Source organism: Streptomyces sp. NPDC101178 (assembly GCF_044767965.1).
Taxonomy (GTDB): Bacteria; Actinomycetota; Actinomycetes; order Streptomycetales; family Streptomycetaceae; genus Streptomyces.
Genome location: NZ_JBIWOZ010000004.1, coordinates 99,336 through 117,821 on the forward strand (window position 1 = coordinate 99,336; position 18,486 = coordinate 117,821).

Below are 18,486 nucleotides of genomic sequence, written 5' to 3' on the forward strand. Positions count from 1 at the left end.
TCCGCTCAGACCACCCCCGTCACGGTCACCGTCACTCGCGCCGCGACCTCCGGCTCGGCGCGGACCGCCGCCAGCGTCGCGGCGTGCACGGCCCGGGTGACGTCGAGGGCCCGGTGGCCGCGGCGCAGGACGAGGCGGATGTCGATGTGCCAGGCACCGGCTGCCTCGTCCCGGCTCACCCGCACCCCCTGCGTCCGCGGTCCGGACCCCGCCGCGAGACGCGGGGCCCGGTCGGCCACGCGCGTCAGCAGCAGGTCGACGACGCCGGGGCTCAGAAAGGCGACGCCGGGGACGTCCTGAGCGGCCCCGGCCGCCGCTTCCGCGAGCCGGTCCCGGAGTGTGTCGGCGGTCATCACGCTGCTCCTCCCCTGCCGTAGCTCTGTTCGTCGTCACCGTCGCCGTGCTCGTCGTCCAGGATGTCGACGACCAGGACGTCCGCCGCGCCGAGCAGGATTCCGATGTCCTGGTCGGCGACCGCGGCGATCCGCGCGCGTACGGCGTCGGCCACGTCCGGCAGTGACCGGTCCAGGCTCGCCGCGACCTCGACGCGTACGCGGACCGGGCCCGTCGGGTCGGCCGGGTCGAGCGGAGCGATCCGGCAGCTCCCGGCGCGTACGCCCGGCAGGGCGTCGACCGCCGCCCGCAGCAGCCGTGCGGCCGCCGCCTCGACGATCCAGTGGTCCTCCTCCGGTTCTCCGAGCGGAAGCGGGCGGCCGGGGCGCAGTTCGAGGCGTACAAGGTCCATCACACGGGCCGTGATCGCGGCGGTGGCCGCCTCGGGCACTCCGGGCTCCTCGGCGCAGGTACGGCGTACGGCATCGCCGAGGCCGGTGAGTTCGGCCAGGGCGGCCGAGCAGTGCGGGCAGGTGAGGAGGTGCGGGTCGTCGGCTGTCCGGCCGGCGTCACCGGCGTCCCAGACACCGCTCAGCAGGCGCCCGCAGGCGAGCCTCTCCTCCTCTTCGTACCGGCTCTCTTCCGGCCGGATCTCCTGCGACCGGCTCGCTTCCGGCCGTTCGGGGTTGGCGCTCATCGCCATGCGCTCATCGCCTCCGTCAGGTAGCGGCGGGCCCGGAAGACCCGGCCGCGGACCGCGTGCAGACTGATTCCGACCGTGTCCGCGATGGTCTCGTACGACAGTCCCTGCATCTCGCGGAGCACCCAGCAGACCCGTTGTTCGGGCGACAGGCCCGCCATCGCCTCGGCCAGCGCGTCGGCCGCGGCCCGTGACTCGAAGGCGCGGGCGGGTGACGCCTGGTGTTCCGGGGCGGCCTGCTCGGGCACCGAGTCGAGGTCCGCCGACGGTCTGCGGGACCGGAGCCGGTTGAGACAGCGGTTGGTGACGATGCGGTGCATCCAGGTGTGGAAGGAGGCGTCCCGGCGGAATTCGGGAAGTTTGCGCCAGGCGCTGACGAAGGCGTCCTGAACGGCGTCCTCCGCGTCCGCCCGGTCGCCCAGGAGCCGCAGCGCGAGTTGCAGCATGGCCGGGCTGTGCCGCCGCACCAGTGCCTCGAACGCCTCCTCGTCGCCTTCTCCGGCCCGTACGACCAGCAGCGCCTCGTCGGCCCGGACGCCTTCCGGCGCCCGTTCCGTCATCTGATTCCCGTTGCCGGGCACGGACCAGCCCCTCCCTCAGTCGGTTGCACGACACCCTCTCGGTCTGCTCGCTTCTTCCCGTTGGACACCTGGAACGGCAGAACGTCACGCACCGGACTGCCCGGACCGCGCCGACCGATCAGGGATCAGCGGAAAGATTCCGGGAACTCGCGTGACGAATCGGCGGACTGCGTGTCCAACGAGATGCCAGGCGTTACGAGTCGAGCGATACGCGAGGAGTTTCCATGACCAGCACCGAGACAGCCGCAGCCGTCCCCGCCGCGGGTACGGGACCGGGTTCCGGCGGACCGAAGCCGAGCACCGGAGTCGGCGGTACGACCACCGTGGGACGCGGGGCCACCGGCGCTTCCGAGCCCGCGGCGACGCGGGGCCGCACCTCGATCGCGGACACCGTCGTCGTGAAGATCGCGGGGATGGCGGCCCGGGAGATCCCGGGCGTGTACGACATGGGCGGCGGGCTCTCGCGCACGCTCGGCGCGGTGCGCGACCGGGTGCCCGGCGGGCGGCCGAACGTCGGACGGGGCGTCAAGGTCGAGGTGGGCGAGCGTCAGACGGCGATCGACCTGGATCTCGTCGTCGAGTACGGCGTCCCGATCACCGATGTGGCGCGCGACGTACGTGAGAACGTCATCGCCGCGGTGGAGCGGACGACGGGCCTGGAGGTCGTCGAGGTCAACGTGACCGTCAACGACGTGCACCTGCCCGAGGACGACGACGAGGCCGCTCCCACCGAGACCCGTGTGGCGTGATCGCGTGACACGGAGGGTGGACGGGCCCGGCCTGGTGGACGGTGGGCCGGGCCGGGGCACGGTCGGAGCCGCGGCGGGCATGGCGCTGGGGTTCGCGGGCTGGTTCGGCGGGTTCGGGGCGTTCCTCGTGGTCGCCGCGCTCGGCGCGCTGGGCTGGCTGGCCGGTCACCTCGTGGACCGGGGCACCGGGCTGCGGGAGTTCCTCGACTCGCTGGCCGGGAGGCGGCCGTGACGGTTCCCGCCGCCGGGCGCGGTACGACGACGGTGGCCCCGCGGGCGGTCCGGCGGATCGCCGAGCGGGCCGCCGCAGAGGCCCTGCCCGACGGTGGGTCGGTGGTCCGGGGCTCGGCCGACGTGCGCGGGGCCTCCGCGCGGATCGCGGTCGGAGTGCGGCTGCCGTATCCGGTGCGGGCCGACGAGGCCGCGCGGCGGATCCGGGAGCGGGCGGAGTTCCGGACGGCGGCCTTGACGGGGCTGGCAGTGCCCCGCGCCGAGGTCCGCGTCGACGCGCTGGCGGTGGGTCCCGCACCGGTGGTTCCTCGGGGTGTCGAGGTGGCCCCGGGCCCGGACACCGCCAAGGGCCGCCGCCCCGGCCCCCGTATCAGGTCGCAACGGCGTGTCCCGGCGGCGGTGCTGGCTGCCGTGGGGGCCGTGGCGTGCGGACTGGTGCTGGCCGACGTGGTCGCGGTCAGGTTCGGGGGCGCGCCCGCCGGATGGCGTACGACGGTGGTCGACTGGGCGGCGACCCACGGTCCGTCGGACTCGGTGGTGCGGCTCGGCGGGGCGGTCGCGGCAGTCGCGGGCCTCTGGCTGCTGGGGTGCGCACTCCTGCCCGGACTGCGGCGACGCCTCCGGATGGCGGCGCCGGCCCCGGAGGTACGGGCGGCCCTGGACCGTACGGCGGCGGCCCGGACCCTGCGAGAGCGGGCTCTGGGCGTCCCCGGGGTCGTCGGGGCGCGGGTGCGCGTGCGTCACCGGCGGGCGCTGGTGCGGGCCGCCGTGGGGTACGGGGACCCGGAGGAGGTACACGCCGAGGCCGTACGGGTACTGGGCGCGGGCCTGCTGGAACTGGGCCTGGCCCGTCCGCCCGTGTTGCGGGTCCGGGTGCGGCGGGAGGCGGGGTGGCTGGCCTCCTCGGTGCCGGAGCCGGTGCCGGAGCCGGAGCCGGTGTCGGAGCCGGTGTCGGGACCGGCGGGACCGGCAGCGGCGGACCGGCCGGTGGACACCGCTGCGTCCGGGATGCTGAGCAAGGCTCGGCACGATCCTCCGCAGGGGCTTCGGGACGGTGGGGAAGCGTGAGCCGCGTGACGGACGGCCGCCTGGCCGATGGCGGCGAGAGGAAGTGGGGAGCATGTCGGTGATCGGGCGTGGCGCGGTGAACCGGGTGGTCCTCGGGACGGTCGGCCTCGCCCTGCTGGGCGGCGGACTTCTGCTGGCCGTCGGGGACGGTTCGGGGCTGGGCCCGGTGGGACGTGAGGTACCGGACTGGTGGTCAGAGCGCGCGGCCGACGGGGTGCTGCTGGACCGCGATGGTCTGGCCCGGGTGCGGGAGAACGGCTGGTGGACCCCTGTCGTGATCGTGGCACTCGTCCTTGTACTGGCACTGTCCATCCGGTGGTTCGCCGGGCAGGTGTCGGCGTCCGGACCGCGGTGGGTGAGCCTGCGGAGCGCCGGGCTGGCGCTGCGGCGGCGGGCATGGGAGCGGGCGATGACCTCGCAGGCGGCCGCGGTCGACGGTGTCGCGCACGCCCGGGTACGCCTGGCGGGCCGGCCGCTGCGGGCCGCGGTGACGCTGGTGGTCGAGCCGGAGGCCCGGCCCGCGGAGGTCGTACGCCAGGTCGCCGCCGGCGTGGTGGCGGACGCACGACGCTGCGCGGGCGTACACGCTCTGCCGACCGACGTACGGGTGAGGGTCGCGAACCGGCGGGAGCGGCGCGCACGCTGAACCGTGGGTGCCGGTGCTCCAGGCCACTCCCCCACCACCTACTCGCGAGTAAGGTGGGCCCGGGACGCGGCGCCACGGTCCGCCGCATCCCGCATCCGGCCCGACGACGACCGTGGACGAGGAGCCGCTCCATGCCCCGCACCATGTCCGTGGCGGACAGCATCGTCATCGACGCCCCTCCGGCACACGTGTACGAACAGCTCAGCGACCCCACCGCGATGGGCCGTTGGAGCCCCGAGAACCGCGGGGCCACCGTACGGGGAGAGCGGCGGAGCGCGTACGTCGGGATGGTCTTCGAGGGCCGGAACAAGCGCGGCGGCGTGAGCTGGACGACCCGGTGCACCGTGACGGCGGCCGATCCGGGCGAGCGCTTCGCCTTCCGGGTCCATGCCATCGGCGCCCGGCGGCCACGCCTGCCCGGGCCCATCGCGACCTGGGAGTACCGGTTCGAAGCGGTGGACGGCGGGACCCGGGTGACCGAGACCTGGACCGACGACCGGCGCTCCTGGCCGGACTTCCTGGCCAACGGCTTCGACCGGGTCGCGACGAGGGGCAAGACCTTCGCGCAGTTCCAGCGCGGCAACATCCGGATCACCCTCGAACGCCTGAAGGCCGCCCTGGAGGAGGACCTCCGGGGAGCCGCCTGAGCCTGCCGTGCCCGCACGGCACCGTCCGTCCGCGCGACGGGCGGTGTCAGTGCCCCGGTGCACACTGGATCACGGACGCGGGATCCGGACTCGGAGCACGGGGGGGGGAGAGACCTATGGGCGGTGCGGAGGGCGCCGGGTTCGAGCCCGCGACCGGGGACGGGCCGCCGCTCACCGAAAGTGCAAAGGCGCGCGCCGCCTCGGTGCGGACCGCCTTCGATGGTCTGCTGCAGATCCGCCGTCTGACCGGGGATGTGCGGGCGGATCGTCCGGAGGACGTGCCTGCGCCGTGGGAGCTTAACCGGCCGGTACGGGCGGTCGCGTTGGCCCTGGAGAGTTCCGGAGCCCCTCCCTCGGCCGTCGACGCGGCGGGGCAGCGGGTGTCGGCCGGATACCGGGTGCGCACGGGCGAGTCGGCCGGGTCGGTGCGGGTCGACTGGGCCGGGCCGCCGGGCAGCGGTGCCGCGAACCACGAGGAGGAGGCGCTGGCCGGGTGCGCCGAGGTGCTGCGCGGGCTCGGCTGGACCGTGCTGCTCTACCGGGGTCCTCGCCGGCGGCGGTATCTGGAGATTGAGCCACCGGCGGGAGTTCCCGGAGTGCGGTAGCGGGCGCGGAGAGGCGTTGTCAGACCCATGGGAGATGCTTGACGGTCCGACACCTTCGACCAGGAGACGCTGAGATGGACAAAGACGAGCTCGCCGCGGCGCAGGCGTATGTCCGCCTGCTGGAGGCCACCCGGGCCGCGCTCGCGGACCCGGAAGAGGCGCCCCTGTATCTGCCGCTGCTCACCTCTCCGATGCGGGAGGCCGACCGCGCCCTGCGCGGAGCGGGGCTGACGGGGAACGAGGACCGGCTGTTCGCGCTGGTACGGGAGTTGCAGCCGAGCCTCTCCGGCAGCGACAGGTAGGCGGAAGGAAGCCGGGAGGGGGCTTCCGGGCGGGGGCTCGGTCTCAAGGTGTCTTGCCGGGGGCGAGACCGAGTTCCCGCTCGTCCGGTCCGAGGGGGTCGAAGAAGCGGGCGACCGCGGTGTCGTCCACCTCGGCGAGGGTGGCCGGTTTCCACTGTGGGCTGCCGTCCTTGTCGATGATCCGCGCGCGGACGCCTTCCACGAAGTCGGGCTCCTCACGGATCCGGGCGGAGACGCGGAACTCCTGGTCGAGGACGGCTTCCAGGCTGTCGAGCCGGGCGGCCCGGCGGACGGCGGCGAGAGTGACCTTGAGCGCGAGAGGCGACCTGCCGGCGAGTTCGTCGTACGCCGCTGCCGGCGCCTCGTCCCCTGCTGGGCCGGAGCCGCCCCGGAGCCGCTGGACGATCTCTTCGACCGTGTCCGCCGCGTAGCTCGCGTCGATCCGGTCGCGCTGCGCGGCGAGCTCACCGGCCGGCGGCTCCTCGGCGAACGCCTGCACGCAACGCGCGACCTCCTCGGCGCTCGCCGCCGTGGCCAGGGCCTCGGTGAGCTCCGGCAGGCGCCGCGCGGGTACGTAATGGTCGGCGAGGCCGCACAGCAGGGCGTCGGCCGGTCCGACGGCACGGCCGGTGAGCGCCAGGTGGGTGCCCAGCTCGCCGGGGGCGGCGGCCAGCAGGTGGGTGCCGCCGACATCGGGGACGAAGCCGATACCGGTCTCGGGCATGGCCACACGTGAGCGCTCCGTGACGATCCGGAGCGACCCGTGGGCCGAGACGCCGACTCCGCCGCCCATCACGATGCCGTCCATCAGGGCCACGTACGGCTTGGGGAACCGGGCGATACGGGCGTTCAGCCGGTACTCGTCGCGCCAGAAGTCCAGCGACTCACGGCCTCCGGCGCGGGTGTCGTCGTGGAGGGCCCGGATGTCACCGCCCGCGCACAGGCCGCGGTCGCCCGCTCCGGCCAGGACGACCGAGGTGACCGCCTCGTCCCGCTCAGCGTCGGCGAGTGCCTCGTCCAGCAGCCGCACCATGGTGTGGGTGAGGGCGTTGATGGCGCGGGGCCGGTTCAGGGTGATGTGCAGGGAGCGCCCTCGGGTCTCCAGCAGGACGGGCCGGTCGTCGATCATGTGTGCACTCCGCTCACTGGGCACGGTGGAGACTTGAGGGCCGTCCCTCACCGCCGGACGGTCCGCTCCCGCCATTCTGCGACCCCGCGGCCGCTCTACGGACAGCGGGTCGGCCGGGGGATCCGGCGCGTGGTCCGAGGGAACTTCGGTGGTGCTCCGCTGTGGCACTCCGGTGGAAGCACCTCGACAATTGAGGCCTACGGGGCGCGTCGCCGCGCGCCCCGCCGGACGACCTCCGGAGCATGCATTGACCGACCACGAACGGCGGCGGGACACCGAAGCCTCTCCGCTCCGCCGGATCGACCGGAGAGCCAACGGTGAGATCGGGCCGACGGAGCGCCTCGCCATGAACCGGACCGGGAGCTTCGACTGGGACCTCGATGCCCGGACCCTGGACATCGACGACGCCGGGCTCGCGGTCTTCGGCGTGGACCCGGCGACCTTCGACTCACGTCCCGGTGCGCTGGTGGAGCGGCTGGAGCCGGCAGAACGGGCCCGGCTCGACGTCACGATCGACGAGGCCATCACCGGCGGCGGCAACTCGTACAACGTTCACTTCCGGGTTCCGCTGGACGACGGGACGACCCAGTGGACCCATGTGCAGGCCCGCATCCTCCGGTCGAAGGACGGGAAGGCCCACCGGATCGTGGGGGTCGTCCGCGACGCGACGGCGGAAGTCACCCATTCGGCCTTCGTCCTCGATCTGGAAAAGCGCCGGCAGCGGCAGACCAACATCGTCGAGCGTACGACCAGCGCGATGTCACGTGCGGTGACCGTGGACGACGTGACGGCCGCGCTCACCGGTCCGGGCGGGCTGGCGCGGCTGGGGGCGGACGGACTGGCTCTGGGGCTCGTGGAGAACTCCGCGCTGAACATCGTGGCGCTGAGCGGCGAGTCGCTGGAGGCGCTCGACGGGCTCGGCTCCGGGGACCTGGAGCGCAACCTTCCGCTGGCCGACGCGATCCGCAGCGGGCGGCCGCGGTTCATCACGTCGCTGGCGGCGCTGGCTCGTCGGTATCCGGTCCTTGAGCCGCATCTGGGCACGCTCAGGTTCCGGGCCGCGGCTTATCTGCCGCTCGTCGCGCAGGCCAGGTCGCTCGGCGGGCTCGCCTTGTTCTACCGGGAGCGCACGGTCTTCAACGCCGACGAACGGATCCTCTGCCTGGGTCTCGCGGCCATCGTGGCGCAGTCGCTCCAGCGGGCGATGCTCTTCGACGAGGAGCGGGAGTTCGCCACCCAGCTCCAGTCCGCGATGCTCCCTCCGCGCATACAGGACATCGAGGGCGGCGAGATCGCGGTGCGGTACCACGCCGCGTGGAGCGGACGGCAGGTCGGCGGCGACTGGTACGACGTGATCGCCCTGCCCAAGAACCGCTACGGGCTCGTCGTCGGGGACGTCCAGGGCCACGACACCCACGCTGCCGCGATCATGGGCCAGTTGCGCATCGCCCTGCGCGCGTACGCCGCCGAGGGGCACCCGCCGGCGACCGTGCTGGCGCGGGCTTCGCGCTTCCTCTCCGAACTGGACACCGACCGCTTCGCGACCTGCACCTACGCCCAGGTCGACCTGGCGACGGGTGCGGCGCGGGTGGTCCGGGCCGGGCACCTCGGACCGCTGATCCGCCATACCGACGGGCGGGTCGGCACCCCGCAGGTGCGCGGAGGTCTGCCGCTGGGCATCTCCACGGAGTTCCAGGACGAGGAGTACCCGGAGACCCGGCTGGACCTGGTGCCCGGCGAGACGTTCGTGCTGTACACGGACGGGCTGGTGGAGGAGCCGGGCGCCGACCTTGACACCGGCGTGGACGCGCTGCGCAACGAGGTGAGCGCGGGGCCCGCGGGCGCCGAGGCGCTGGCCGACCATCTCTCGGACCGGCTCTGGGAACGCTGGGGGTCGGGGGACGACGTGGCGCTCCTGGTCCTGCGGCGTAGCCCCGACGTCGGGTCCTCGCACGCGCCGCGGCTGCACCAGTACATCCATCAGGCGGACCCGGAAGGGCTGTCGGACGCCCGGGCCATCGTGCGCCAGGCGCTCGCCGACTGGGACATGGCCGAGTTCGCCGACGACGCCGAACTGGTCACCGGTGAGCTGCTGGTGAACGTCCTGCTGCACACGGAGGGCGGGGCCGTCCTGACTCTGGAGGTGCTGCCCGAGCCCGTGCGGCGGATCCGGCTCTCGGTGCAGGACCGGTCGAGTGCCTGGCCCCGTCGGCGTACCCCGGGAGAGACCTCCACCTCGGGCCGGGGACTGCTCCTTCTCGACGCGGTCGCCAACCGCTGGGGCATCGAACCCCGCGGCGAGGGCAAGGCCGTCTGGTGCGAGATCGGTCCCGCTCCCCCGCCCGCAACCGCGCCGCTCCCGGCCGCCGTCGAGCAGGCCCCGACCGCCGGACAGCGATGAGGGGCGTGCCGCATCGTCTTCAACGATGCGGCACGCCCCTCGACCGGCGGCTCGCTCCGACGCCTCGGGCGGCCCGACGCCGCTCACCGCCTCGGAGGCAGGAGCCACGCCGAACGCTCAGGCGTCGCGGACCCGGTCAGGATCTGCCGGACACACCCTAGGCGGTACGCCGCTTGCGGACGGCCCACAGGATTCCGCCACCGGCGAGCAGCACCGCGAGAGCGGCGCCGGCGATGACCGGCGTGGTGGAGGACGAACCGGTCTCGGCCAGCGGCGGCGAGCTCTCGCTCGGAGCGGGCACCGCGGGCGCGGACTCCGAAGGCTCCGCGGGCGTGGCGCTCGGCTCGGGCGTCTCTGTGCCCGGAGTCTCCGACGGCGCCGGCTCGGTCGGCGTCGGCTCCTCAGGAGTCGGCTCCGTCGGCGTGGGCTCGGTCGGCGGCGGCGTGGGGGTCTCCTCCCCCTCGCACACCTCAGCCGTCTTCTCGTCTTCGAACGAGTGGTTGCCGCCCTTGCTGCCGTCCTTGACGACCAGTCGCACGGTCAGCTTCTCGGAGTGCTCGGGAAGCGTGAGCTTCTTGCTGAACTCCTTGCCGAACGTCTCGGTGGGCAGCAGGTCCTCGCCGTCCACCGTGACGGTCACCGTGTTGGGGACGTCCGGCGTGTAGTACTTGAGGTCGATGGTCACCTCATCGCAGGTCACGGCCCAGGTGGGGGTGTGAGCAGCAGCCGGACCGGCGGAGATGACGCCTCCGGTCAGACCGACGACCGCAGCGGCCACGAGTGCTCCCGCGCCACGCCACGATCTCCTGGGTATGGTCATGGATACTTCCTCCAGCTGAATCTCATCGCCCGAATGGCGGTGGGGCGCACAGTACTGCCATCTCCCCTCGAAGACGCACCCGCCCCGTGCGTCACTCCCCGGACGAACTCCCGCCATACCTCCGCCACTTCCGACAAGACGGACAGCAACTTCGCGCCACTGTCCGCCGACGACGGCCCAAGCGGAGGCAAGTGCCGCCGACGGACGGCGCCGAGCGGAGGTTTCAGAGGGCCTTGTGCATGATGTGCAGGCCCACATAGCCCTCGGTCGGATGGTTGAACCCCTCGGGAAGCGTGCCGATCACCTCGAAGCCGATGGACTCGTACAACTTGACCGCACGGGTATTCGTCTCGACGACCGCGTTGAACTGCATCGCCCGGTAACCCGACGTCCGGGCCCACTCGACCGAGTACTCGCACAGGGCCCGCCCCACGCCCTTGCCCGAGTGGGCGGGGTCGACCATGTACGTGGCGCTGGCCACGTGCGAGCCGTTGCCCATGTGGTTCCGGTTCATCTTCGCGGTGCCGAGGACCTCCCCCGCGTCGTCGACGGCGACGACCACACGGCTCGGCGCGGCGACGAACCACCACCCCTGGGCGTCCTCCTTCCCGAGGTCCAGCGGGTAGGTGAGGGTCTCGCCGGCGGCGATGATCCCGTGGAAGAACGGCCAGATGGCGGGCCAGTCCTCGGTGACTGCTTCTCTGATCAACATCCGGACATGATGCCGAACGGGAGCACCTGTCGGCCAATGGCTATCCGGTGGTCCACCGGCGCCACCCCAGCCTGGCCAACAGCCGTTTCCCGCCGGACTCCCGCGCACCGAAGGGCAAGTCCGAGGCGAGTGGCGACGGGACCGGTGCCGTCCCCGCGTCGGGCAGAGCGCGTGGTGGGGCCGCGCTCAGGGTGGGGAGCGGGGTGGCGAACGGGATGGAGAGCGGAACGGCGGCCGCCATCCGCGCCTCCGGATCGTCGCCCGGCCGGGGGGCCGGCCGGACGTCACGGGCGCGGTCGAGACTCAGTGCCAGATTGATCCGCCGCCACAGGATCTCGTCCGGACCGTCCGCCAGCATCAGCTCCCCCATGGTCTCCCTGGCCGCCACGGAACCAGGCCGCCCGAAGACGGGCTCGGGCCTGACCCGTACGAGATGGGCACGCTCATAGGGGTCCTCGACCACCTCCGCCAGGTGCGCGGCGTCCAGGGTGGACGCCTCGACCGCGGCCCTCGCCCAAGGGTCATCCGTCCGTTTCAGCAGCCGCTCGATGCGCTGGGTCCGCCAGTTTCGCGCCCTCCGGTCTCCGCCCGCCTCCAGCATCGTGCGCAGCCCGAGCGGCGTGCGGCCTGCGAGCAGTTCGGGCTCCCGCACCGCGAACGAGGCCAGCTCGTCCGCGAGATAGAGCCAGACCACCGCGCGGTACCGGTTCAGATAGAACGTGACCGGCGAGAAGCAGCCCGCCCGGGCCAGCCTCGTGAACCGCGCGGGGGCGATGCCGAGCAGAGCGGCGCCCTCCGCGGTGCCGACGGTGCGCACCCGCTCGGCCAACCCGTCGGGAAACCCCGGGTCCTCGCGCAGCCGCGCGATCTCCCGCTCGCGCACCCGCGGCCGCCCGCCACCGGGCCCGGCGGTGACCACGATCAGCCCCAGGTGCACGGCGAGCTCGAACTCGCTGCGCCTGAGACCCAGCTCCTGTGCCGCCCGACCGGCAGCCACCGTGGCAGTCGTGAGCCCCGTGGCCGTCGTGACCCCCGTGGCCGCCGCCGCTTCGGACGAGGCGGGCGCGGCCTCGTCCCGGCTTGCCTCGCCACCTCGGATACCGTGCGCGCTCCCGGCCCGCGCGCGGATCGCTTCCTTCACCATCATGGCCGTCCTCCCCGTGAACGTCGAGTTACTCTCAGTGATCACGGTAGCCCGGCAGGGCCTGCTTCGCACCAGCCTGTGGATAACTCTTCCCAGCCACAGAAAAACGCAGGTCAGAGGGGTTCAGAAAGGCTTCTCGTCCTCGGGGCCGCTCTGGCGGACCGATACACCGAGGTGCTCGCCGACCCGGTTGACGAGCAGGGTCATCTCGTACGCCACCTGCCCGACGTCGGCCTCGGCGGCGGTGAGCACACACAGGCAGCTGCCGTCACCCGCGGCGGTCACGAAGAGCAACGCCTCGTCGAACTCGACCATGGTCTGGCGGGCCCGCCCGGCCCGGAAGTGCCGCCCTGAACCGCGCGCCAGGCTGTGCAGGCCGGAGGAGACCGCGGCGAGGTGTTCGGCGTCCTCGCGGGCCAGTCCGGTGCTGGCCCCGGTGACCAGGCCGTCGTTGGAGAGCACCAAGGCGTGCCGTACGTACCGCACCCTGCTGGTGAGATCGTCAAGGAGCCAGTCAAGTCCCCGGTCAAGCGCCATCTGCTCGTCCTCCCCGTGCCTTCGTTCCCCGTGCCCCGCTACGCGCGTAAGCCTTGCGCACCGCCTCCGTACGGGCAAGGTCCCCCCGCATGCCGGGGCGCCGCTTCGCGCCATGCGGCGAACGAGCCCAGGATGAGCGCATGGCACATCACATGACCGATGAAGAATGGCGGGCCTTCCTCTCCGAGGGCACCCGCACCGCGAAGGTTTCGACCGTGCGAGCAGACGGCAGTCCGCACATCGCGCCCGTCTGGTTCCTGCTCGACGGCGACTCACTGGTCTTCAACACCGGCAAGAAGAGTGTGAAAGGCCGCAATCTGGAGCGCGACGGCCGGGTCTCCCTGTGCGTCGACGACGACCGGCCGCCGTACGCGTTCGCCGTGGTGCAGGGGCACGCGGAGCTGAGCGAGGACCCCGAGGAGCTGCTGCGGTGGGCGACGCGCATCGCCGGGCGCTACGTCGGGCCGGAGGACGCCGAGGAGTTCGGCCGACGCAACGGGGTGGCCGGTGAACTGCTGGTGCGGGTGCGGATCGACAAGGTGATCGCCCTGGCGGACATGGCCGACTGAGCAGCCGTTCGCCGCCGTCGGCGGTCAGCTCACGGAGTCGAGGAGCCGGGCGGTGTGCACCCGCCCGGCGTACTCGACCGTACGGATCAGGACATCTTTTCCGGAGGTCCGGTCGCGTGCGTCGCAGAGCACGACAGGTGTGCCCCGGTCCAGGTCGAGGGCGTGCGAGACATCGTGCTCGGCGTAGACGCGCGCGCCGGGGAAGCGGTTGACGGCGACGACGAACGGTATGCGGCGGCGTTCGAAGTAGTCGACGGCCGCGAAGCAGTTCTCGAGCCGCCGGGTGTCGGCGAGGACGACCGCCGCCAGCGCGCCTTCGGACAGCTCGTCCCACAGGAACCAGAAGCGGTCCTGCCCCGGTGTGCCGAACAGGTACAGCGACAGACCGGCGTGGATCGTGATACGGCCGAAATCCATCGCTACGGTCGAGGCGGTCTTCCGTGCCACCCCTTCCGTATCGTCCACATCGCGTCCTGCCGCACTCAGCGGCTCCTCGGTCCGCAGCGGCCGGATGTCGCTGACCGCGCCGACCAGGGTCGTCTTCCCGGCTCCGAAGCCACCGGCCACGAGGATCTTCAGCGCCATCGCGGAGTCGTCGCGGCCATAGCCGCTGCGGGTGCCGTCGTTGCTGTGCGCGTTCTCGACGTACTCGGAGGACATCGACCACTTCTCCCGCGACTGAGCCGCACACGCCTGGCGAAGCTCTGTTCGACCGTTCGGACACCGCTGCCCGGACAGCATGGCAATCGGCCGGACGACTGGAGGCGGTTGATCGTTGTTGATCGATGCGGACCTTGACCGCCCACTCCTGCCGCATCTCGTCCCTCTTCGGCATGGCCTCTACACTGGTTTCTTTCGGTCGCGGCGACGGATGCGGTGACGGGTCCGGGCAGGCGACCCACGGACGGAAGAGAGCAAGCGTGTCGACAGGTACCGGCGGCGGTTTCCAGGATCCGCCCGCCGAGGTGCTGGCCGAGGCCGCAGCCGCCTTCGGACTCCTGGCGACACCCGCGAGGCTGCACATCGTGTGGGCGCTGGCCCAGGGCGAGAGCGATGTGACGGGCCTCGCCGAACGGGTGGGCGGCACGCTCCCCTCCGTCAGCCAGCATCTGACCAAGCTCAAGCTGGCCGGTCTCGTGCGTTCGCGCCGTGAGGGCCGCCGACAGGTCTATCTGGTCGACGACCCCGACGTGGTGACGGTCGTCCGGCTCATGGTCGGCCAGCTCACCGAGCGCGCCGGCCACCCCGCCCAGAAGGAGCCCGTCCGCCTGCGTGAGCTCGGTGCCTGAGGGCAGCGCAGCCGCGGGATCCGGCCGGACCACCCCCGGCACCCCGGCCTCCGTGACACCGTTCCCGGCCGCCGCCCCGGCTGCGTCGGCGCCCGTGCCTCCCGTCGCCGGCACCGAGTCCGTACCACTGATCGCCGGCGCGGAGCCCGGTACCGCCGGCGCGGAGTTCCGTACCGCCGGCCCGCCTCCCGGCGGCGGGTCCGGTCGGCCACCGGTGGAGACCTCCCTGCAGATACTGCGCTCGCTGGACAGCGGTCCGCGCGGTCTGGTGGAGGCGCGGGCCGAGGAGCGGCTCGCGCGGTTCGGCGAGAACGTACTGCCCGCCTGGCGACCGGTTCCCTGGCCCCGGCGTTTCGTCCGCAGTCTCAGGGATCCCTTCACCTCCGTACTGCTCTGCCTGGGACTGGTCTCGGCCCTCGTCTCCGCATGGGGCACGGCCTGTGTGATCCTCGCGCTGGTCGTGGTCAGCTGCCTGCTGCGCTCGGCCGAGGAACACCGCGCCGACCGTTCGACGGCCGCGCTCAGGGAGCTGGTGGCGACCACGGCGACCGTGGTGCGCCGGAGCTCGGCGGACGCGGCACCCCGGGAGCGGGAGGTTCCGGTGGCCGATCTCGTGCCCGGCGATGTGATCCGGCTGGCGCCGGGCGACCTGGTACCGGCCGATGTGCAGGTGTTGCGCTCCGGCGGGCTCGCGGTGCACCAGTCGGCCCTGACCGGCGAGTCGGCGCCGGTGGCGAAGCACCCCCTCGACGTACCGGACCCCGCGCTCTTGGGGGCCGGGCCCTTCGCGCAGCCGCAGCTGTGTTTCCAGGGCAGCAGCGTCACCTCCGGAAGCGGTACGGCGGTGATCGTGGCCACCGGAGGGGCGACCCGGTTCGCCGCCGCGTACGACGGCCGGGTCCGGCAGCGGGGTGCCAGCGCCTTCGACCGGTCGGTGCAGGGCATCTCCTGGACGCTGATTCGGTTCATGCTGCTGACCCCGCCGCTGGTACTGATGGCCAACGCCGCGTTGCGGGGCCGGGGGCTGGAGACGCTGCCGTTCGCCGTGGCCGTCGCGGTGGGGCTCACACCCGAGATGCTGCCCGTCATCGTCACGACGGCCCTCGCACGGGGAGCGGCCCGGCTCGCCCGTACCAGCGGAGTCATCGTCAAACGGCTGCCCGCGCTGCACGACCTGGGCGCGGTCGATGTGCTGTGCCTGGACAAGACAGGGACGCTGACCGAGGACCGGCCCGTCGTGGAGGCGGCGGTCGACGGCTCGGACCGGCCCGATCCCGAGGTGCTGCGGTGGGCGGCGCTCAGCGCGTTGTGGACGCTCCAGTTGGCGGAGCTGCCCGCACCGGACGCCCTCGACGAGGCGGTGCTGGACGCCGCGGAGGACACGGAGCACCTGGAGGCTTCGGCATACGAAGGGGTGGCCGCGCTGCCCTTCGATCCGGTGCGGCGGGTCGCGACCGCGGTGGTCCGGCGGCCTGGCCGGCTCGGCGTCCACACGCTGGTGACCAAGGGGGCCGTGGAGGCGGTGCTGGAGCGGTGCGCGCTGGACGGGGACGAGCGGGAGCGGCTGCTCGCCCTCGCCGCCCGGAAGGCGGAGTCGGGGCTGCGCCTGCTGGCCGTGGCCCGCGCCGACCGGCCCGCGCGGCCGGGCGCGTACACCCCGGCGGACGAGCGCGGACTGGCCTTCGTGGGCCTGCTGACTCTGCGGGACGTCCCCGCGCCGAGCGCCGCCGAGGCCCTCGGCGTACTGGCCCGGCGCGGAGTGACCGTCAAGGTGCTGACCGGCGACCACCCGGGCACGGCGGCCCGCGCGTGCGAGGACCTGGGGCTGCGCACGGATGCGGCGGGCGGGTACGGCGACGTGGTGACGGCCGAGCTGGTGGACACGCTGTCGGACGCGGAGCTGGCGCGGGTCGCGGACCGGGCGACCGTCTTCGCGCGCTGCACTCCGGAGCACAAGGCGCGGATCGTCTCGGCACTGCGCGCCGCCGGGCACACCACCGGGTTCCTCGGCGACGGCGTCAACGACCTGCCCGCCCTGCACGCGGCCGACGTCGGCATCTGCCCGCGCAACGCCGTCGATGTGGCGCGCGAGGCGGCCGACGTCGTGCTGGCGGAGAAGGACCTCACCGCGATCGACCGGGCGGTGCTGGCCGGGCGGCACAGCAGCGCGAACATCGCCACGTACCTGCGCATCACCCTCTCCTCCAACCTCGGCAACGTCATCGCCATGCTGACGGCCGGGCTCATGCTGCCCTTCCTCCCGATGCTCCCGGCGCAGGTGCTGGTGCAGAACCTCTGCTTCGACGCTGCGCAGCTCGCCTTCGCGTTCGACCGCCCGGGCAAGTCCGCGCTGCGCCGGCCCACGGTCCTGCGCTCCCGGGACTTCCTGCGCTTCATCACCGGCTTCGGACTGCTCAACGCCGCCGCCGACCTCGCCACCTTCGGAGTGCTGGCCCTGGCTCTTCACAACGCCGCCGGGACCGACGGCGAAGCGGCGTTCCACGCCGGGTGGTTCACCGAGAACCTGCTGACCCAGGCTCTCGTGATGGTCCTGCTCCGGACCGGCCGCAGCGCCGCCGAGCGGCGGGCCGGCGGTGCTCTGCGGGCAGCCGCGGCCGGACTCGCGGTGGTCGGCGTGCTCCTTCCCCTGACCCCGCTGGGTCTCTGGCTGGAGATGAGTGCTCTGCCGCCTCTCTATTACCTGCTGCTCGGCTCGGTGCTGGGCCTGTACGCGGTGGGGCTCACGGCTGCGCGGAGGCGCTACGAACGGCGCCGGGCGGCCGGCGCCGAACCGGAACCGGGCCTGCGCAAGGCCGTCGCCGAGCGCTGAGGGGTGGCCGTAGGGTCCCCGAGCGACAGTTGTACAGTTGCGCAATGCGGCAAGTGTTGCCGTACGCGGCAGCTGTTGCCGCATGGACGGAGAGAAGGGCGGGACCAGAATGTTGCGCAACGGGCTGGAGCCCTGGCACCTGCTGATCCTGGCCGTCGTGGTGATCGTGCTCTTCGGTTCGAAGAAGCTGCCGGACACCGCCCGCGCCCTGGGGAAGTCGGTGCGCATCCTCAAGAGCGAGGCGAAGGCCATGAAGGACGAGGAAGCCCGCTGATTCGGCCCCGGGCCCGGTGCCCCGGACCGGGCACTCGGCCACCGTTCATTTCACGGTTTGCGCAATCCGGGAACCTTGGTGGCGGCTCGGGGCGTTCGTACCAGTAGCGGTACATGTAGTGACAGCGACGTAGCACGGATCGCAGGATCTGGAGACCGGCCGATATCTAGGGACCGGCCGATCAGACGTGCGGACCGACGGAACACTGGAGGAAATTCATGGGTGTGAGCCTGGCGAAGGGCGGCAACGTCTCCCTGTCGAAGGAGGCCCCCGGCCTGACAGCCGTCACGGTCGGCCTCGGCTGGGACGTACGGACCACGACCGGAGCCGATCACGACCTGGATGCCAGTGCGCTGCTGTGCTCCGAGGCGGGCAAGGTCCTCTCCGACGCCCACTTCGTCTTCTACAACAACCTCAACAGCCCCGACGGTTCCGTCCGCCACACCGGCGACAACCTGACGGGTGAGGGCGAGGGCGACGACGAGTCGGTCGAGGTCGACCTGGCCTCGGTCCCCGCCGAGATCGCGAAGATCGTGTTCCCGGTCTCCATCCATGACGCCCAGAGCCGTGGCCAGAGCTTCGGCCAGGTGCGCAACGCGTTCATCCGCGTGGTGAATCGCGCGAACGGTGTGGAGCTGGCCCGGTACGACCTGAGCGAGGACGCCTCCACCGAGACCGCGATGGTCTTCGGCGAGCTGTACCGGCACGGCGCGGAGTGGAAGTTCCGGGCCGTCGGCCAGGGTTACGCCTCGGGGCTCGCCGGCATCGCCTCCGACTACGGCGTCAACGTCTGAGCCGTACGTACGTATCCCGGGTGCCCGGACGGAGACGTATCCGGGCACCCGGTGGTCATGCCCGAAGCCGGGTGACGATTGCGGTCGGCCCCGCCGCTACAAGGCGTTCCACCCCGGCGCCGACT

General features: G+C 72.7%; 22 protein-coding genes. 13 read left to right on the forward strand and 9 right to left on the reverse strand.

The window, feature by feature from the left end; genetic code table 11:
- Nucleotides 1–5: 5 nt before the first annotated feature.
- From ACIRR8_RS12805 to ACIRR8_RS12815, 3 genes are read right to left on the reverse strand one after another with little or no spacing between them, the layout of a single operon-like run.
- Nucleotides 6–353 (reverse strand): Asp23/Gls24 family envelope stress response protein, encoded by a 348-nt coding sequence (locus ACIRR8_RS12805; RefSeq protein WP_404062809.1) that lies wholly within the window; start codon nucleotides 351–353, stop codon nucleotides 6–8.
- Nucleotides 353–1,036, reverse strand: coding sequence for a hypothetical protein (locus ACIRR8_RS12810; protein ID WP_404062812.1), 684 nt, complete (start codon nucleotides 1,034–1,036; stop codon nucleotides 353–355). The genes ACIRR8_RS12805 and ACIRR8_RS12810 overlap by 1 nt, the downstream gene beginning before the upstream one ends.
- A complete protein-coding gene (locus ACIRR8_RS12815) occupies nucleotides 1,027–1,614 on the reverse strand; it encodes an RNA polymerase sigma factor (RefSeq protein WP_404062815.1) in 588 nt (195 codons plus the stop codon). Before ACIRR8_RS12815 ends, ACIRR8_RS12810 begins: the two co-directional genes overlap by 10 nt.
- Before the next feature lie 224 nt (nucleotides 1,615–1,838).
- Between ACIRR8_RS12815 and ACIRR8_RS12820 the strand changes: the two genes are divergently transcribed.
- From ACIRR8_RS12820 to ACIRR8_RS12850, 7 genes are all read left to right on the forward strand, one after another.
- Complete coding sequence (locus ACIRR8_RS12820) at nucleotides 1,839–2,363, forward strand: Asp23/Gls24 family envelope stress response protein (protein ID WP_404062818.1); 525 nt, start codon at nucleotides 1,839–1,841, stop codon at nucleotides 2,361–2,363.
- Between the two features lie 4 nt (nucleotides 2,364–2,367).
- Nucleotides 2,368–2,595, forward strand: a complete 228-nt coding sequence (locus tag ACIRR8_RS12825; protein WP_404062821.1) for a hypothetical protein — start codon at nucleotides 2,368–2,370, stop codon at nucleotides 2,593–2,595.
- On the forward strand, nucleotides 2,592–3,662 hold the full coding sequence (locus tag ACIRR8_RS12830; protein WP_404062824.1) for a DUF6286 domain-containing protein: 1,071 nt from the start codon (nucleotides 2,592–2,594) through the stop codon (nucleotides 3,660–3,662). Before ACIRR8_RS12825 ends, ACIRR8_RS12830 begins: the two co-directional genes overlap by 4 nt.
- A 52-nt stretch (nucleotides 3,663–3,714) precedes the next feature.
- A complete protein-coding gene (locus tag ACIRR8_RS12835) occupies nucleotides 3,715–4,308 on the forward strand; it encodes a hypothetical protein (RefSeq protein WP_404062826.1) in 594 nt (197 codons plus the stop codon).
- Between the two features lie 131 nt (nucleotides 4,309–4,439).
- Nucleotides 4,440–4,955, forward strand: a complete 516-nt coding sequence (locus ACIRR8_RS12840; protein ID WP_404062829.1) for an SRPBCC family protein — start codon at nucleotides 4,440–4,442, stop codon at nucleotides 4,953–4,955.
- A gap of 116 nt (nucleotides 4,956–5,071) precedes the next feature.
- A complete protein-coding gene (locus tag ACIRR8_RS12845; RefSeq protein WP_404062831.1) occupies nucleotides 5,072–5,560 on the forward strand; it encodes a hypothetical protein in 489 nt (162 codons plus the stop codon).
- 74 nt (nucleotides 5,561–5,634) lie between these two features.
- Nucleotides 5,635–5,862 carry a hypothetical protein gene (locus ACIRR8_RS12850; protein ID WP_404062834.1) on the forward strand — a complete coding sequence of 76 codons (228 nt, stop codon included), beginning with the start codon at nucleotides 5,635–5,637 and terminating at the stop codon, nucleotides 5,860–5,862.
- A 43-nt stretch (nucleotides 5,863–5,905) separates the two neighbouring features.
- Here the strand turns inward: ACIRR8_RS12850 and ACIRR8_RS12855 are convergent, their stop codons facing one another.
- The gene (locus ACIRR8_RS12855; protein ID WP_404062837.1) at nucleotides 5,906–6,991 is read right to left on the reverse strand and encodes an enoyl-CoA hydratase/isomerase family protein; all 1,086 of its coding nucleotides are present in this window, start codon (nucleotides 6,989–6,991) and stop codon (nucleotides 5,906–5,908) included.
- 247 nt (nucleotides 6,992–7,238) lie between these two features.
- Here ACIRR8_RS12855 and ACIRR8_RS12860 point away from each other — a divergent pair, with 247 nt between their 5' ends.
- Nucleotides 7,239–9,392: a SpoIIE family protein phosphatase gene (locus ACIRR8_RS12860; RefSeq protein ID WP_404062839.1), complete on the forward strand. Its 2,154-nt coding sequence runs from the start codon at nucleotides 7,239–7,241 to the stop codon at nucleotides 9,390–9,392.
- A 157-nt stretch (nucleotides 9,393–9,549) separates the two neighbouring features.
- On the opposite strand, the gene ACIRR8_RS12865 is transcribed toward ACIRR8_RS12860, so the two are convergent.
- The 4 genes from ACIRR8_RS12865 to ACIRR8_RS12880 all read right to left on the reverse strand — a co-directional run bounded on the left by ACIRR8_RS12865 (nucleotide 9,550) and on the right by ACIRR8_RS12880 (nucleotide 12,605).
- Complete coding sequence (locus ACIRR8_RS12865; RefSeq protein WP_404062842.1) at nucleotides 9,550–10,212, reverse strand: LAETG motif-containing sortase-dependent surface protein; 663 nt, start codon at nucleotides 10,210–10,212, stop codon at nucleotides 9,550–9,552.
- A 223-nt stretch (nucleotides 10,213–10,435) separates the two neighbouring features.
- Complete coding sequence (locus ACIRR8_RS12870; protein WP_404062844.1) at nucleotides 10,436–10,924, reverse strand: GNAT family N-acetyltransferase; 489 nt, start codon at nucleotides 10,922–10,924, stop codon at nucleotides 10,436–10,438.
- A 40-nt stretch (nucleotides 10,925–10,964) separates the two neighbouring features.
- The gene (locus ACIRR8_RS12875) at nucleotides 10,965–12,071 is read right to left on the reverse strand and encodes a DUF6397 family protein (RefSeq protein ID WP_404062847.1); all 1,107 of its coding nucleotides are present in this window, start codon (nucleotides 12,069–12,071) and stop codon (nucleotides 10,965–10,967) included.
- Nucleotides 12,072–12,191: 120 nt separating this feature from the next.
- Entirely contained in the window at nucleotides 12,192–12,605 is a 414-nt protein-coding gene (locus ACIRR8_RS12880) for a roadblock/LC7 domain-containing protein (protein ID WP_404062850.1), read from the reverse strand.
- 140 nt (nucleotides 12,606–12,745) lie between these two features.
- Between ACIRR8_RS12880 and ACIRR8_RS12885 the strand changes: the two genes are divergently transcribed.
- Nucleotides 12,746–13,174 (forward strand): PPOX class F420-dependent oxidoreductase, encoded by a 429-nt coding sequence (locus tag ACIRR8_RS12885; protein WP_404062853.1) that lies wholly within the window; start codon nucleotides 12,746–12,748, stop codon nucleotides 13,172–13,174.
- A 24-nt stretch (nucleotides 13,175–13,198) separates the two neighbouring features.
- Here ACIRR8_RS12885 and ACIRR8_RS12890 read toward each other — a convergent pair whose 3' ends face one another.
- The gene (locus ACIRR8_RS12890; protein WP_404062856.1) at nucleotides 13,199–13,834 is read right to left on the reverse strand and encodes a GTP-binding protein; all 636 of its coding nucleotides are present in this window, start codon (nucleotides 13,832–13,834) and stop codon (nucleotides 13,199–13,201) included.
- A 260-nt stretch (nucleotides 13,835–14,094) separates the two neighbouring features.
- Between ACIRR8_RS12890 and ACIRR8_RS12895 the strand changes: the two genes are divergently transcribed.
- The 4 genes from ACIRR8_RS12895 (at nucleotide 14,095) to ACIRR8_RS12910 (ending at nucleotide 18,361) form a co-directional block, all read left to right on the forward strand.
- Nucleotides 14,095–14,463: an ArsR/SmtB family transcription factor gene (locus ACIRR8_RS12895; RefSeq protein WP_404062859.1), complete on the forward strand. Its 369-nt coding sequence runs from the start codon at nucleotides 14,095–14,097 to the stop codon at nucleotides 14,461–14,463.
- Nucleotides 14,456–17,293: a magnesium-translocating P-type ATPase gene (mgtA, locus tag ACIRR8_RS12900; protein ID WP_404064287.1), complete on the forward strand. Its 2,838-nt coding sequence runs from the start codon at nucleotides 14,456–14,458 to the stop codon at nucleotides 17,291–17,293. Before ACIRR8_RS12895 ends, mgtA begins: the two co-directional genes overlap by 8 nt.
- A 109-nt stretch (nucleotides 17,294–17,402) precedes the next feature.
- On the forward strand, nucleotides 17,403–17,567 hold the full coding sequence (gene tatA / locus ACIRR8_RS12905) for a Sec-independent protein translocase subunit TatA (protein WP_404062862.1): 165 nt from the start codon (nucleotides 17,403–17,405) through the stop codon (nucleotides 17,565–17,567).
- Between the two features lie 218 nt (nucleotides 17,568–17,785).
- Nucleotides 17,786–18,361, forward strand: coding sequence for a TerD family protein (locus tag ACIRR8_RS12910; protein WP_161281521.1), 576 nt, complete (start codon nucleotides 17,786–17,788; stop codon nucleotides 18,359–18,361).
- Nucleotides 18,362–18,486 lie beyond the last annotated feature (125 nt).

What these genes read in the sequence shown, in the direction of transcription:
- ACIRR8_RS12810 (WP_404062812.1), bottom strand. Translation starts at nt 1,036, where the DNA reads ATGGCGATGAGCGCCAACCCCGAACGGCCGGAAGCGAGCCGGTCGCAG.
- ACIRR8_RS12870 (WP_404062844.1), bottom strand. Translation starts at nt 10,924, where the DNA reads ATGTTGATCAGAGAAGCAGTCACCGAGGACTGGCCCGCCATCTGGCCG.
- tatA (WP_404062862.1), top strand. Translation starts at nt 17,403, where the DNA reads ATGTTGCGCAACGGGCTGGAGCCCTGGCACCTGCTGATCCTGGCCGTC.
- ACIRR8_RS12890 (WP_404062856.1), bottom strand. Translation starts at nt 13,834, where the DNA reads ATGTCCTCCGAGTACGTCGAGAACGCGCACAGCAACGACGGCACCCGC.
- ACIRR8_RS12855 (WP_404062837.1), bottom strand. Translation starts at nt 6,991, where the DNA reads ATGATCGACGACCGGCCCGTCCTGCTGGAGACCCGAGGGCGCTCCCTG.
- ACIRR8_RS12835 (WP_404062826.1), top strand. Translation starts at nt 3,715, where the DNA reads ATGTCGGTGATCGGGCGTGGCGCGGTGAACCGGGTGGTCCTCGGGACG.
- ACIRR8_RS12805 (WP_404062809.1), bottom strand. Translation starts at nt 353, where the DNA reads ATGACCGCCGACACACTCCGGGACCGGCTCGCGGAAGCGGCGGCCGGG.
- ACIRR8_RS12850 (WP_404062834.1), top strand. Translation starts at nt 5,635, where the DNA reads ATGGACAAAGACGAGCTCGCCGCGGCGCAGGCGTATGTCCGCCTGCTG.
- ACIRR8_RS12840 (WP_404062829.1), top strand. Translation starts at nt 4,440, where the DNA reads ATGCCCCGCACCATGTCCGTGGCGGACAGCATCGTCATCGACGCCCCT.
- ACIRR8_RS12845 (WP_404062831.1), top strand. Translation starts at nt 5,072, where the DNA reads ATGGGCGGTGCGGAGGGCGCCGGGTTCGAGCCCGCGACCGGGGACGGG.
- ACIRR8_RS12880 (WP_404062850.1), bottom strand. Translation starts at nt 12,605, where the DNA reads ATGGCGCTTGACCGGGGACTTGACTGGCTCCTTGACGATCTCACCAGC.
- ACIRR8_RS12820 (WP_404062818.1), top strand. Translation starts at nt 1,839, where the DNA reads ATGACCAGCACCGAGACAGCCGCAGCCGTCCCCGCCGCGGGTACGGGA.
- ACIRR8_RS12885 (WP_404062853.1), top strand. Translation starts at nt 12,746, where the DNA reads ATGGCACATCACATGACCGATGAAGAATGGCGGGCCTTCCTCTCCGAG.
- ACIRR8_RS12865 (WP_404062842.1), bottom strand. Translation starts at nt 10,212, where the DNA reads ATGACCATACCCAGGAGATCGTGGCGTGGCGCGGGAGCACTCGTGGCC.
- ACIRR8_RS12910 (WP_161281521.1), top strand. Translation starts at nt 17,786, where the DNA reads ATGGGTGTGAGCCTGGCGAAGGGCGGCAACGTCTCCCTGTCGAAGGAG.
- ACIRR8_RS12875 (WP_404062847.1), bottom strand. Translation starts at nt 12,071, where the DNA reads ATGATGGTGAAGGAAGCGATCCGCGCGCGGGCCGGGAGCGCGCACGGT.